The following is a 13,073-nucleotide window of genomic DNA, read 5'->3' on the forward strand; positions in this document are numbered from 1 at the left end:
GGAAGATTATGTTCATCTGTCGGCGAATACTGCAACTCGGCGCGCTTTCCGCCCTGCTGGCGGGGTGCTCCACCACCACTCCCACCGCAGCACCCTCCACGTCCCTCGCTCCCCAAACGGCCCAGGCTTCAGGGACAACCCCCATCCGCATCGGGCCCAGCACGCCGACGCTCGGCCCCGAACTGGCGGACGACGCGCCCGCCACGCTGACGCCGTCGGGCGCGCTGCGCCCCGAGGTCCGCACCTTCGTCGAGAACCTGGCCGCCGAACGGCAACTGCCGCTGGCGCCGATGGTGTCCGCCTTGGAAAGCTCGCGCTACAACGCGACGGTCGCGCGGCTGATTGCGCCCTCCCCGCCGGGCAAAAAGGTCTGGCGCAGCTGGCTGACCTACCGGTCGCGCTTCGTCGAGCCCAAGCGCATCGCCTGGGGCGTCGAGTTCTACAACGAAAACCGCGACCTGCTGAATCAGGCCGCGCAACGGTTCGGCGTGCCCGCGCCCATCATTGCCTCCATCATCGGCGTCGAAACGCTGTATGGCCGCAACATGGGCAACTTTCGCGTCCTGGACGCGCTGGCCACGCTGGCCTTTGACTACCCCGACCCCGCCAAGCCCGAGCGCGCCACCATGTTCCGCACCCAATTGGCGGACTTCCTGACGCTGGTCATGAACGACAAGCTCGAGCTGGAAACGCAGGGCTCCTATGCCGGCGCCATCGGCATGCCGCAATTCATGCCGACCAGCGTGATGCACTACGCCGTGGACGGCGACGGCAACGGCCATATCGACCTGACCAACAACACGCAGGACGCGATCATGTCCGTGGGCAGCTTCCTGGCGCAGCACGGCTGGCAGCGCGGCCTGCCGGTGTTCGCACCCGTGGTGCTGCCCGCCGATCCCACCGCGCTGGTGGACGGCGGCCTGGAGCCCAAGCAAAGCTGGACCACGCTGTCGGCGGCCGGCTCGCAGCTCAAGCCCGGCGCGACCAGCGATGGCTGGAGCAGCCAGCCGCTGGGCGTGGTGGATCTGGTCGAAGAAATGCGCGGCACGGCGCAGTATCGCGTGGGCACGCCCAACTTCTTTGCACTGACCAAGTACAACCGCAGTTACTTCTATGCGACGTCGGTGGCGGATCTGGCAACGGAGATCGAGGCCCGCGTCGCGCGGTGAGCGACCTCGTGCGGACACGTCCGCGCCGAAAGACAAACGCCCTGGCAGGTTCAACCGCCAGGGCGTTTTTCATTTGGGTGCCCTACTGGCCGGGGGGGCCCTGCGTGTCAGTTGAACACGCCCGTCGACAGATAGCGATCACCGCGGTCGCACACGATGAACACGATGGTCGCATCGTTGACGCGTTCGGCAACCCGCAGCGCCGCGACCAGCGCACCGGCCGACGAAATGCCGCCGAAAATGCCTTCCTCGGCAGCCAGCCGCCGTGCCATCACTTCGGCCTCGGATTGCTGGATGGACTCGTAGGCGTCCACGCGGCTGCGGTCAAAGATCTTGGGCAGGTAGGCCTCGGGCCACTTGCGGATGCCGGGAATCTGCGATCCTTCGGCCGGCTGCGCGCCCACCACCTGCACGGCGGGATTGCGAGACTTCAGGTAGGTGGACACGCCCATGATCGTGCCCGTGGTGCCCATCGCGCTGACGAAGTGAGTGATGCGTCCTTCCGTCTGATTCCAGAGTTCCGGGCCCGTCGTTTCGATGTGTGCGCGCGGATTGTCGGGATTGGCGAACTGGTCCAGCACCACGCCACGGCCATCGGCCTGCATCTCGGTGGCCAGGTCGCGGGCGTATTCCATGCCGCCCTTGTCGGCCGGTGTCAGGATCAGCTCAGCGCCGTAGGCGGCCATGGCTGCGCGCCGCTCGACGGACAGATTGTCCGGCATGATCAGGATCATGCGGTAACCCTTCATGGCGGCCGCCATGGCCAGCGCAATGCCGGTGTTGCCGCTGGTGGCCTCGATGAGGGTGTCGCCGGGCTTGATGTCGCCGCGCTCTTCCGCGCGCTGGATCATCGACAAGGCGGGACGATCCTTGACGGACCCCGCCGGGTTGTTGCCTTCCAGCTTGGCCAGGATGACATTGCCGCGCGCGTCGCCCGCCGCCCCAGGAATGCGCTGCAGGCGCACCAGGGGCGTGTTGCCGACGGTCTGCTCGATAGTGGGGTAGGTAGTAGTCATGCGGTCGATCATAACTCCGCCCGGCGCCGCGCGGCCGCAAAAGCCGCGCACCCGCCAGGGTTAGCCAGAACCCGACTCAGGGCTTTGCGCGGACCTGTGCCGGCGCACTGGCGGCAGGCGGCGCCGGCTTTGGCGCAGCGGCCTTGCCGGGCGCGGGCCGGGCTCCGGGCGCCGCGCCGGACGCGCCTGCCGACGGCTTGGCGGCCGCACCCGCCGCGCCGATTGTCAGCCCCGCCGCCTGCAGCGCCTGAGCCTTTTTCTGGCCGATGCCCCGCACGCGCTCGGTCAAGTCGTCCAGCGACTCAAAGCCGCCGCCACGCTCGCGTTCACGGACGATGATTTCAGCGGTGCGAGGGCCGATGCCTCGCACGCCCTCTAGCTGGGCTGCAGTGGCCTGGTTGATGTCCACCGCATGCGCGGGCGGCGCGGCCACGCCCAGGCCAGCGGACAGCAGCAACGCGCCGAGCGCCCGCCGCAGGATGCGGTGCCGCTCTCGGGGGCATGCAGTCATGGCAGCGGGACGCGCGCGGCGCCACGAGGCCAGAGGCAGGTTGCGGGCAACGGTGGGATGGACGAAGGGATTCATGGGGTTCTCCTGACAGTTACGGACGCGACGGTTGCCGCGCCCCGTTGCCATCATCGGGGCGGGCGGCTCGCAGCGCCGGTCCGGTGAACCAAAACATCCACCCCGGCAACTACGCGTGCAGATACCCCGGCGATGTCCCCGGCCAATGGCAGGCAACGTCGCGGGCAAAAAAAAAGCCACCGCGTCGCGGTGGCCTTCGTTGTCGCCTTGCCTGCGCGGCGGATTACTTCCGGGCGCGCCAGTAGCGCACGTACTCGGCCACGCCCGTCTGCACATCGCGCATCGGCGCAGCAAAACCGGCGGCCCGAAGCTGCGTGACGTCCGCCTGCGTATAGCTTTGGTAGCGCCCCTTGAGGTCGTCCGGGAACGGGATGTAGCGGATCAGATCCAGCTCGGCCAACTGAGCCAGCGTCAGCTCGGCCTCGCCCCGCTCGGCGCGCAGCGTGTTCACCACCGCGGCCGCCACGTCGTTGAACGGCTGCGCCTTGCCGGTGCCGCAATTGAAGATGCCCGATTGCTCGGGGTGATCCAGGAAATGCAGATTCACCGCCACCACATCCTCGACCGAGATGAAGTCACGGCTCTGGCCGCCATCCACGTAGCCGTCCCAGCCCGCAAAGAGGCGCACGTGCCCGTGCTCCAGGAACTGGTTCATGTTGTGGAACGCCACCGAGGCCATGCGGCCCTTGTGCTGCTCGTGCGGACCGTACACGTTGAAGTACCGCAGACCGACGACCTGCGCCGTCAGGCTGTCCATGCGCTTGCGCAGCACCTGGTCGAACAGCAGCTTGGAATAGCCGTAGACGTTCAGCGGGCCTTCGTTGTCGGGATGCTCGACGTAGGTCGTCGAACCGCCGTACACGGCCGCCGAGGACGCATACAGGAACGGCACGCGGCGCGCCTGGCAGAACTCGAAGAGCTCCAGCGTGACGCGGTAGTTGTTGTCCAGCATGTAGCGGCCGTTGCGCTCGGTCGTGTCCGAGCACGCCCCCTGGTGCAGCACCGCGCGGATTTCGGGCAGGCTGCCATCGGCGACGCGCCGGCGGAAGTCGTCCTTGTCCATGTAGTCGGCGATCTTGCAGTCGACCAGATTGACGAACTTGTCGCCTTCGGTCAGGTCATCGACGGCAATGATGTCTTCGATGCCGCGGCGGTTGAGTCCGCGAACCAGGTTGCTGCCAATGAAGCCCGCGGCTCCGGTAACGACGATCATGAGGATTCTCCTGCCAATTCCGCAGCCGTGACGACGGACGTGCCCAGCTTGCCCACGGCGATGCCGCCGGCCTTGTTGGCCCAGCCCATGGCTTCGGCCCACGGCAAACCGATGGCGCGCGTAACCGCCAGCGTGGCCAGCACGGTGTCGCCCGCACCGGACACATCGAACACCTCATGCGCTTGCGCGTCGGTGTGGTCGCGTCCCGCGTCGGAAAACAAAGTCATGCCCTGCTCGGACCGCGTCACGAGCAAGGCTTCAAGGTCCAGATCGGCGCGCAGGCGCTGCGCACGATCGGTCAATTCGGCTTCGGACGTCCAGCGGCCAACTGCCTGCTGCATTTCCGAGCGGTTGGGCGTGACCAGCGTCGCGCCGCGATAACGCGAATAGTCGTCGCCCTTGGGGTCCACCAGCACCGGGATGCCCGCGCTGCGCGCCAGCGCAATCAGCGATTCGACCCGGGTCAGCACGCCTTTGGCATAGTCCGACAGAACGACGATGTCGTGGTTGGCCAGATGCCGGGCCAGCGCGGCGTCCACCGCGTCAAGCGATGGCTGGGTGGGATGCTGTTCGAAGTCCACACGCAGCAGCTGTTGCTGGCGGCCCAGCACGCGCATCTTGAGGGTGGTGTGCAGTTCGTTGTCGGCGATCAGGTCGCCCTGGATGCCGGCCTCGGTGGCCAGGCGCCGGACGCTGTCGCCGGCTTCGTCCTGGCCCAGCACGCCGACCAGGGTCACGTGGCCACCCAGGGCCGCGACGTTGCGCGCCACGTTGGCGGCGCCGCCCAGGCGGTCTTCGCGTCGCGCGACCCGCACGACCGGCACGGGCGCTTCGGGCGAGATACGTTCGACTTCTCCGAACCAGTAGCGGTCCAGCATGACGTCGCCAACCACGAGCACGCGGCTACGCGAAATGGCTTCGGCGGGAAAAGAGTTCATTCAAGTTCTTCCAGACGGCGCGGCGCATAGGTTTCCCAGGCGTTGCAGCCGGGACATTGCCAGTAAAAACGACGCGCTTGAAAACCGCAATTGCGGCATGCGTAGCGATCGAGCCGTTGCGTGTGCTTGTGAATCAGGCTGCGCAGCAGCGTCAGATCGGCGCCCGGCACCGGACCGTGATCGCCGTCGCTGTCGCCATTGGCGAGTTCGGCTTCCAGCAGGCGATCCAGCCCCAACAGCGAAGGATGGCTGCGCAGCGCGCCACGGGCAAAGGCCCATGCGGTCGCGGCGCCCTGCTGCACCCGCAGCTCCCGGAACACCACATTGAAAAGGTCCAGGGACGCATGGCGGCCATACTGCTTTTGCAGGAAATCCAAGCCCTCCGCCACCTGATTGGCATTGCGGTAATTGGCCAGCAACTGTTCGGCCACCAGCCCGGCGTATTCGGACGCGTCGGTCATGACCGACTCGAGATACAGCCGTTCGCGCTTCGGATCCTGTTCGATCAGCGCCAGGCGCGCCCGCAGCATGGCGGTGCGCACCTTGGCGCCCTTGCTCGAGGCGGCTTCGGTGGTGGACAGCGCATGGTCCGCCGCGTCCAGCGCCTTGTGCGCGGCCTCGACGTCGGCGGGCTTGGCCGCCAACGCGGTCTGGGCCTGTTCGCAGTAGTAATGCACGATTTGCGGGACGGGCTCGTCGACCAGGCCCTGCAGGGTCTTCACGGCCTCGATCGCACGCGGCCAATCGTGCTCGGATTCATAAATGCGGATCAGCGAGCGCAGCGCGGGCAAGGCGTAGCGCGTGTCCTTGAGCTGCTCGAAACCGCTTTCGGCGCGATCCAGCATCCCGGCCTTCAGGAAGTCCTGGGCCAGCTCGTGCTGCGCGTGTTCGCGTTCGGCCTGCGGCAGGTCGGAACGGTTCAGCAGGCTTTGGTGCACCCGGATGGCGCGTTCCATTTCGCCGCGGCGGCGGAACAGACTGCCCAACGCAAAGTGCAGCTCCGTGGTTTCCGGGTCCAGCTTGGCGACTTCGACGAAGGCGTCGATGGCGCGATCAGGCTCTTCATTGAGCAGAAAATTAAGCCCGCGGAAATAGGAGTCGGGCAGGCTGCGCGTTTCCCGCAGCATCTGCCGGATGTCGAATCGCGCGGCCAGCCAGCCCAGCGCGAACAGCACCGGGACGAATATCAACCACCAAGGTTCAAAATCCACTATTCGGACTCATGCGGTAATTCGGTGCAAAAAGGCGGCGCGGTGTCACAGCGGCGACATGGGAGCGACGGCTTCGGGGGGCACGACGGGCGTCGTGCCATTGGCGGCGGCCTGGATGCGATCCAGTTCGCGGCGCAGGCGGATGGCCTCGCGGCGGCGGCGCAGCGCGGCGGGCACCGTCAGCAGCAGGCCGAACAGCGCGCCAAGCACGAACACGACCAGCATGACGACGATCAGCGGGACATCCTGGATGACGTAGTCGGCGTAGAACTTCACGGCGACGGGGTCGGTGTTCTTCAAGGCGAACATCAACACCGCAACAAAGACGAGCAATCGCAGGGCCCAGACGAGATAGCGCATGGCGCATGCTCCAGATGATTCGAGACCGTCAATTGTAAGCGACGTCTTCATGACGAGAGAAAAAAAAGCCCCACGGCGGAGCACGGCCCGCCCTTGCGCAAGCCGGGCGCCCGCATGAACCGGCGCCACAAAAACAAAGCCCCTTGATTTCTCAAGGGGCTTTGCTCGCGGTCCGATCTGCCCGAAGGCAGCCCTGCCTGGCCGACGCGTCAGTGCATGGCGTGCAAACCTGCCATGGAAGACGGCATCGACTCGCTCGACCCAGAGGATTGAGCGTCCTCGTCATTGCCGCCGACCAGGTCCACCCGCTCGCGCAATTCCTTGCCTGCCTTGAAGTGCGGCACCTGTTTACCAGGCACCAGCACCTGCTCGCCGGATTTGGGATTGCGACCGATACGGGGTGACCGTTGCGACAACGAGAAGCTGCCAAAACCGCGGATCTCGATGCGCTGACCCGAGGCCAGGGCCTGAGTCATTGCATCCAGTACGGTCTTGACCGCGTAATCGGTGTCGCGGGCGGCCAGCTGAGGATAGCGGGCCGCCAAGGCGGCGATCAGCTCCGACTTGGTCACGAATTAACCGTCGTTGCGCTGTTGGTCCAGCTTGGCCTTCAGCAGCGCGCCGAGGTTGGTGGTGCCGGACGAAGCGCTGGCATCGGACATGCGCTGGATCGTGTCGGCGGTTTCGGCGTTGTCACGGGCCTTGATCGACAGTTGGATCGAACGCGTCTTGCGGTCGATGTTGACGATCATGGCTTCGATGTTTTCGCCGGCGGACAGCACGGTGGTGGCATCTTCGACGCGGCCCGAGGAGATCTCGGAAGCGCGCAGGTAGCCTTCGACGTCCACGGACAGCGTCACGACGGCGCCCTTGGCTTCGACGGACTTGATGGTGCCCGGAACGACGGCGCCCTTGTCAAACGTGGCGACGAAGTTGTTGAAGGGGTCGCCTTCCAGCTGCTTGATGCCCAGCGAGATGCGTTCCTTGTCGGTGTCGATGCCCAGAACCACGGCTTCGATTTCGTCACCCTTCTTGAAGTTGCGCACGGCTTCTTCACCAGATTCCGCCCACGACAGGTCGGACAGGTGAACCAGGCCGTCGATGCCGCCGGGCAGGCCGACGAACACGCCGAAGTCGGTGATCGACTTGATGGCGCCGCGGACCTTGTCACCACGCTTGAAGTTCGTGGCGAACTCTTCCCACGGGTTCTGGCGGCACTGCTTCATGCCCAGCGAAATACGGCGACGGTCTTCGTCGATTTCCAGGACCATGACTTCGACTTCTTCGCCCAGGGTCACAACCTTGCGCGGGTCGACGTTCTTGTTGGTCCAGTCCATTTCGGACACGTGGACCAGACCTTCGATGCCGGCTTCGACTTCAACGAACGCGCCATAGTCGGTCAGGTTCGTGACCTTGCCGAACAGGCGGGTGCCTTGCGGGTAGCGGCGAGCCAGGCCCACCCACGGATCTTCGCCAAGCTGCTTGACGCCCAGGGAGACGCGGCTCTTTTCCTGGTCGAACTTGAGGACCTTGGCTTCGACTTCCTGACCCACTTGCAGGACTTCGGAGGGGTGACGCACACGGCGCCAGGCCATGTCGGTGATGTGCAGCAGACCATCGATGCCGCCCAGGTCGACGAACGCGCCGTAGTCGGTGATGTTCTTGACCACGCCCTTGACCACGGCACCTTCGTGCAGGGTTTCGAGCAGCTTTTGACGCTCTTCGCCCATGCTGGCTTCCAGCACCTGGCGACGCGACAGCACAACGTTGTTGCGCTTGCGGTCGAGCTTGATGACCTTGAATTCGAGGGTCTTGCCTTCGTACGGGGTGGTGTCCTTGACCGGACGCAGGTCCACCAGCGAACCCGGCAGGAACGCGCGGATGCCGTTGGTCATGACGGTCAGGCCGCCCTTCACCTTGCCGGTGATGGTGCCGGTAACCAGTTCGCCGTTCTCCAGGGCCTTTTCCAGTTGCAGCCAGGCCGACAGGCGCTTGGCGCGGTCACGCGACAGGATGGTGTCGCCGTAGCCGTTTTCCAGGGAATCGATGGCCACCGAGACGAAATCGCCAGGTTGCACTTCGAGCTCGCCCTGGTCGTTCAGGAACTCTTCCAGGGGGATCAGCGCTTCGGACTTCAGGCCGGCGTTGACGACGACGAAATTGTGGTCGACGCGCACGACTTCGGCGCTGATGACCTCGCCGGACTTCATGTCCTGGCTCTTGAGGCTTTGTGCGAAAAGGTCGGCGAAGCTTTCGCCGCCGGTGGCGGTAGTGGAAACGGAAGACATGGGGTTGAAATCCATTGGGCCGAAATGGCCGTTAAGAACACACCGCAGCGGATTGCCCGCCACAGTGGAGTCAAAATACCTGCCGGCTGGCTGACCCTTGCGGGGTGGCCCGTGGGGGAGTCGCCTGGCTTGAGCAGGGCCTAATCAAAAAATGCTAAAAACTGCCGGTAGCAATACTGCCTGTAGCAACACTGCCCGTAAATTCAGTTAACTTCACTTCACTTCACTTAACTTCACGGGTTGGCTTGCTGCCAGAAATCCAGGATTGCCTGCACCGTTTCCGCGATCGTCAGATTGGACGAATCCAGCACGTGTGCATCTGCTGCGGGAGCCAGCGGCGCAGTGGCGCGCCCGGTGTCGCGCGCATCACGCTCGCGCATATCCCGCAAAAGGTCGTCTAGATTAGCAGAAATTCCCTTTTCGATCAACTGCTTACGCCGCCTCTCCGCCCGGGCGACCACGTCGGCGACCAGGAAGACCTTCAGCGACGCGTCCGGGAACACGACGGTGCCCATGTCGCGGCCGTCCGCAACCAGGCCGGGCGGCAGCCGGAAGGCGCGCTGGCGCTCGAGCAATGCCTGCCGCACCCCCGGGAAAGCCGCCACGCGCGATGCGAAATTGCCCACTTCCTCGCGGCGGATGTCATGGCCGGCATCGGCCCCCTCGAGGTAAACGTGCGGTCCGTCGAACCTTACATCCAGCGTCTCGGCCACGCGCGCCACGGCGGGCTCGTCGTCGGCGGCAACGCCGCGGTTGATGGCAGCCAGCGCAGTCAGCCGGTAGAGGGCGCCGCTGTCCAGCACCGCCCAGCCCAGCGCCTTGGCGACGCGATGAGCCACGGTGCCCTTGCCGGACGCGGTGGGACCGTCGATCGTGATGACCGGGGCCAGGGAGGCGGAAGTTGAAGCAGTCAAAGTCATGGATGCGATGCAGCGCTAGGCCGAAACCAGGCCGGCGTAGACGTCAAAGTAACCCGGGAACGTCTTGCTGACACATCCGGGATCAAGAATGCGGACCGCCGCCGGTCCGAATGCCGCCAGCGAAAAGCACATCGCCATGCGGTGGTCGTCCCAGGTGCCGATGTGGGCATCGCGCCAGGCGTCCTGCGCCGGCGGCGTCACGCGCAGCCAATCGGGGCCGGACTCCACCTGCGCGCCCAGCTTTTCCAGCTCGGTCTGCATGGCATGGATGCGGTCCGTCTCCTTGACGCGCCAGCTGCCGATGTTGCGCAGCCGGCAAGGACCGTCGGCGTACAGGGCCAGCGCCGCGGCTGTCATCGCCGCGTCGGGGATCAGGTTGAAATCGGTATCAAAGGCCTTGAGGCGCTCGCCGTCGGCAACCTGCACCCCCGACACCTCGATCCAGTCCGGACCGTAGGTAACCTTGGCGCCCATGTCGGCCAGGGTGCTCGCGAATCCCACATCGCCCTGGATGCTGTCGGCGCCGACGCCGGTCACGCGCACCGGGCCGCCGCCAATGGCGCCCAGCGCCAGGAAATACGACGCCGTCGATGCGTCCCCTTCCACGGCGATCTGCCCCGGACTGCGATAGGCGGCGCCCGCGTCCACAACGAATCGGCTCCAGCCGTCCCGCTGCACCAGCACGCCAAAGCGCGCCATCAGGTTCAGCGTGATCTCGATGTAGGGCTTGGAAATGAGCTCTCCCACGACCTCGATCGTGACGGGCTTGCCGCTGCGAGCAGCCTGCAAAGGCGCGGCCAGCAGCAAGGCGGTCAGGAACTGGCTGGAGACCGAACCCTGCACGCGGGTCACGGCGTTTTCAGCGATGTCGCCGCGGCCGATGTGCAGCGGCGGATAACCCGGCTGGCCCAGATAGTCGATACGCGCGCCCAGCGCGTTCAGGGCATCGACCAGGTCGCCGATCGGGCGCTCGTGCATGCGCGGCACGCCGGACAGGCGGTAGTCGCCGCCCATGAGGGCCAGTGCCGCCGTCAACGGACGGATTGCGGTGCCCGCATTACCCATGAAGAGGTCGGCGCTTTCGACCGGAAAACGGCGCACGCCCTGCACCGTGACGCGCCCGGCGTCCAGGTCGGACACCTGCACGCCCAGCTGACGCAATGCCGCCAGCATGACGCGAGTGTCGTCGGAGTCCAGCAGGCCGGTGATGACCGTCGAGCCTTCGGCGATGGCCGACAGCAACAGCACGCGGTTGGAAATGCTCTTGGATCCCGGCAAGGCCATCGCGCCCTGCGCACGCCGCACGCGCGGCAGATCGAGGTAAGACAAAGCGCCCATTGAACTACTCCTTGCGCCAGCCGCGGCGCGCACGCGCCGCCGTGTCCAGCAGCGTCAGCAAAGCTTCGCCGTCGCCATCGGCAATGGCGCGCTCGGCCCGGTCCAGCACGCCGCGCACAGCGGCCAGCTCGGCCAGCATGGCGTCGCGATTGGACAAAAAAATGTCGCGCCACATCTCGGGCGATCCGGCGGCAATACGGGTGAAATCACGAAAGCCGCTGCCCGCCAGTTCCAGCCGGGTCGCGGCGTCGGCGGCCGTGGCCACCTGTTCCATATACACCGACGACAGCAGATGCGGAAGATGGCTGACCGACGCGAGCACGCGATCGTGCGCGCCGGCGTCCATGTCGATCACGTGCGCGCCGCAAGCCTGCCAAGCCTGGCGCACGAGCGCCATAGCCGCCGCGCCGTTTTCAGGCACGGGCGTGAGAATGACGGTGCGTCCGCGGTAGAGATCCGCATCCGCGGCTTCCGGCCCGGTGCGCTCGGCGCCCGCGATGGGATGGCCCGGCACGAACTGCCCGATGCGATCGCCCAGCGCATCGCGCGCCGCCTCGACCACTTCAGCCTTGGTGCTGCCGCCGTCGGTCAGCACGGCGTGCGGCGAGAGGTGCGTCCGCATCTGCGACAGCACGTTTGTCAGGCCGCCGACCGGCGTGGCCAGCATGATGAGATCCGCCCGGGCCGCTGCGGCTTCGGCCGTCACGGCCTCGTCGATGAGGCCCAGCGCCACAGCGCGTTCCAACGACTGCGCATTGCGCCCCACGCCCAGCACCTTGCCCACCTGCCCTGCCTGCCGCAAGGCCGCCGCGAACGATCCGCCGATCAAGCCGACGCCAACCACTGCCAATACAGGAATCAGGGGGCCCGCGGCCCCCTGATCTGAAGAAGGTAACGCGTCGTTCATGCGGTCAGGATGGCAGTCAAGGCGTCGATGAATCGGGCGTTCTCTTGAGGCAGTCCGATGGACACGCGGAGCCACTCCGGCAGACCGTCGCCCGCAACGGGACGCACGATGACGCCGCGCTTGAGGAGTTCAAGATTGATGCGCGGCGCGTCGCCCACGTGAACCAGCACGAAGTTGCCATAGCTGGGCACGTAACGCAGATTCAGCTTGTCGAACGCGGCGCACAATTGGGCCTTGCCTGCCTTGTTGGAAGCGTAGGCTTGCTCGAGGTATTCGGCATCGCCGAGCGCTGCGATGGCCGCGGCTTGGGCCAGCGTATTGACGTTGAACGGCTGGCGCACGCGGTTGAGCAGGTCGGTCAGGCCGGGCTGCGCCACCGAGAAACCGACGCGCAGGCCCGCCAGGCCGTAAGCCTTGGAGAACGTGCGCGACACGATCAGGTTCGGGTACTGGCGCGCCAGCGCGGTGCTGTCAAAGCGCAGCTCCGGATCGAGGTATTCGTTGTAGGCCTCGTCCAGCACGACCGTGACGCGGTCGCCATGCGCGGCATGCACGCGTTCCAGGAAGTCCGCGACCTTGTCGCCCGGCACGAAAGTGCCGGTGGGGTTGTTCGGGTTGGCGATGAACACCAGGCGCGTGTCGTCGGCGATCGCGTCGAACATCGCATCCAGGTCGTGGCCGTGGTCCACGGCCGGCACCACGATGTGGCGCGCGCCACGCGCCTGCGTGGCCAGGCGGTAGACCGCGAACGAGTGCTGCGCGTACACCGCGGAAGCGCCCGGCTCCAGCAGCGCCAGCGCGGCGATTTCCAGGATGTCGTTCGAGCCGTTGCCGAGCGTGATCCAGTTCATCGGCACGCCGTAGCGTTCAGCCAGCGCCGCCTTCAGGTCAAAGCCGTTGGGGTCCGGGTAGCGTGCCAGCGATTCGGCCGCGGCCAGCATGGCCGCCTTCGCCGATTTGGGCATGCCCAACGGGTTTTCGTTGGAGGCCAGCTTGACGATGGTCGCCGGATCCAGCCCGAATTCGCGGGCCAGTTCTTCGATCGGCTTGCCTGCCTGGTACGGGGCAATGGCGCTGACGTGCGCGGGAGCAACGAGGGGCTTGGATGCGTGGGTCATGATGTGGGA

The 13,073-nt window shown here is 66.0% G+C and carries 13 protein-coding genes; 1 reads left to right on the forward strand and 12 read right to left on the reverse strand.

Features of this window, described 5'->3' with window-relative positions; genetic code table 11:
- Positions 1-8: 8 nt before the first annotated feature.
- Positions 9-1,169 carry a lytic murein transglycosylase B gene (gene mltB, locus KW836_RS25980; RefSeq protein ID WP_218345144.1) on the forward strand — a complete coding sequence of 387 codons (1,161 nt, stop codon included), beginning with the start codon at positions 9-11 and terminating at the stop codon, positions 1,167-1,169.
- Positions 1,170-1,276: 107 nt separating this feature from the next.
- On the opposite strand, the gene cysM is transcribed toward mltB, so the two are convergent.
- The 12 genes from cysM to hisC all read right to left on the reverse strand — a co-directional run bounded on the left by cysM (position 1,277) and on the right by hisC (position 13,064).
- Positions 1,277-2,185: a cysteine synthase CysM gene (gene cysM, locus KW836_RS25985; RefSeq protein ID WP_056569425.1), complete on the reverse strand. Its 909-nt coding sequence runs from the start codon at positions 2,183-2,185 to the stop codon at positions 1,277-1,279.
- Between the two features lie 76 nt (positions 2,186-2,261).
- Positions 2,262-2,771, reverse strand: a complete 510-nt coding sequence (locus KW836_RS25990) for a helix-hairpin-helix domain-containing protein (protein WP_218345145.1) — start codon at positions 2,769-2,771, stop codon at positions 2,262-2,264.
- A gap of 223 nt (positions 2,772-2,994) precedes the next feature.
- Positions 2,995-3,984: an ADP-glyceromanno-heptose 6-epimerase gene (gene rfaD / locus KW836_RS25995; protein WP_056567633.1), complete on the reverse strand. Its 990-nt coding sequence runs from the start codon at positions 3,982-3,984 to the stop codon at positions 2,995-2,997.
- Entirely contained in the window at positions 3,981-4,922 is a 942-nt protein-coding gene (gene rfaE1, locus KW836_RS26000) for a D-glycero-beta-D-manno-heptose-7-phosphate kinase (RefSeq protein WP_175122830.1), read from the reverse strand. Before rfaE1 ends, rfaD begins: the two co-directional genes overlap by 4 nt.
- On the reverse strand, positions 4,919-6,133 hold the full coding sequence (lapB, locus tag KW836_RS26005; RefSeq protein ID WP_175122831.1) for a lipopolysaccharide assembly protein LapB: 1,215 nt from the start codon (positions 6,131-6,133) through the stop codon (positions 4,919-4,921). The genes rfaE1 and lapB overlap by 4 nt, the downstream gene beginning before the upstream one ends.
- 45 nt (positions 6,134-6,178) lie before the next feature.
- Positions 6,179-6,493 (reverse strand): lipopolysaccharide assembly LapA domain-containing protein, encoded by a 315-nt coding sequence (locus KW836_RS26010; protein ID WP_062838607.1) that lies wholly within the window; start codon positions 6,491-6,493, stop codon positions 6,179-6,181.
- A 209-nt stretch (positions 6,494-6,702) separates the two neighbouring features.
- The gene (locus KW836_RS26015; protein WP_056322254.1) at positions 6,703-7,065 is read right to left on the reverse strand and encodes an integration host factor subunit beta; all 363 of its coding nucleotides are present in this window, start codon (positions 7,063-7,065) and stop codon (positions 6,703-6,705) included.
- Between the two features lie 3 nt (positions 7,066-7,068).
- Complete coding sequence (rpsA, locus tag KW836_RS26020) at positions 7,069-8,781, reverse strand: 30S ribosomal protein S1 (RefSeq protein WP_175122832.1); 1,713 nt, start codon at positions 8,779-8,781, stop codon at positions 7,069-7,071.
- 233 nt (positions 8,782-9,014) lie between these two features.
- Positions 9,015-9,695 carry a (d)CMP kinase gene (cmk, locus tag KW836_RS26025; RefSeq protein WP_370633081.1) on the reverse strand — a complete coding sequence of 227 codons (681 nt, stop codon included), beginning with the start codon at positions 9,693-9,695 and terminating at the stop codon, positions 9,015-9,017.
- Between the two features lie 21 nt (positions 9,696-9,716).
- Positions 9,717-11,039 (reverse strand): 3-phosphoshikimate 1-carboxyvinyltransferase, encoded by a 1,323-nt coding sequence (gene aroA / locus KW836_RS26030; RefSeq protein ID WP_218345146.1) that lies wholly within the window; start codon positions 11,037-11,039, stop codon positions 9,717-9,719.
- Positions 11,040-11,043: 4 nt separating this feature from the next.
- Positions 11,044-11,946, reverse strand: coding sequence for a prephenate dehydrogenase/arogenate dehydrogenase family protein (locus tag KW836_RS26035; protein WP_218345147.1), 903 nt, complete (start codon positions 11,944-11,946; stop codon positions 11,044-11,046).
- The gene (hisC, locus tag KW836_RS26040; protein ID WP_175137462.1) at positions 11,943-13,064 is read right to left on the reverse strand and encodes a histidinol-phosphate transaminase; all 1,122 of its coding nucleotides are present in this window, start codon (positions 13,062-13,064) and stop codon (positions 11,943-11,945) included. The genes KW836_RS26035 and hisC overlap by 4 nt, the downstream gene beginning before the upstream one ends.
- Between the last annotated feature and the right edge of the window lie 9 nt (positions 13,065-13,073).

It is taken from the genome of Achromobacter sp. ACM05, from assembly GCF_019218915.1.
Taxonomy (GTDB): Bacteria; Pseudomonadota; Gammaproteobacteria; order Burkholderiales; family Burkholderiaceae_B; genus Achromobacter; species Achromobacter animicus.

Excerpts from the sequence above, each read along its gene's own strand:
- KW836_RS25990 (WP_218345145.1), bottom strand. The coding sequence starts at position 2,771 with ATGAATCCCTTCGTCCATCCCACCGTTGCCCGCAACCTGCCTCTGGCC.
- cysM (WP_056569425.1), bottom strand. The coding sequence starts at position 2,185 with ATGACTACTACCTACCCCACTATCGAGCAGACCGTCGGCAACACGCCC.
- rfaE1 (WP_175122830.1), bottom strand. The coding sequence starts at position 4,922 with ATGAACTCTTTTCCCGCCGAAGCCATTTCGCGTAGCCGCGTGCTCGTG.
- mltB (WP_218345144.1), top strand. The coding sequence starts at position 9 with ATGTTCATCTGTCGGCGAATACTGCAACTCGGCGCGCTTTCCGCCCTG.
- rfaD (WP_056567633.1), bottom strand. The coding sequence starts at position 3,984 with ATGATCGTCGTTACCGGAGCCGCGGGCTTCATTGGCAGCAACCTGGTT.
- KW836_RS26010 (WP_062838607.1), bottom strand. The coding sequence starts at position 6,493 with ATGCGCTATCTCGTCTGGGCCCTGCGATTGCTCGTCTTTGTTGCGGTG.
- hisC (WP_175137462.1), bottom strand. The coding sequence starts at position 13,064 with ATGACCCACGCATCCAAGCCCCTCGTTGCTCCCGCGCACGTCAGCGCC.
- aroA (WP_218345146.1), bottom strand. The coding sequence starts at position 11,039 with ATGGGCGCTTTGTCTTACCTCGATCTGCCGCGCGTGCGGCGTGCGCAG.
- KW836_RS26035 (WP_218345147.1), bottom strand. The coding sequence starts at position 11,946 with ATGAACGACGCGTTACCTTCTTCAGATCAGGGGGCCGCGGGCCCCCTG.
- rpsA (WP_175122832.1), bottom strand. The coding sequence starts at position 8,781 with ATGTCTTCCGTTTCCACTACCGCCACCGGCGGCGAAAGCTTCGCCGAC.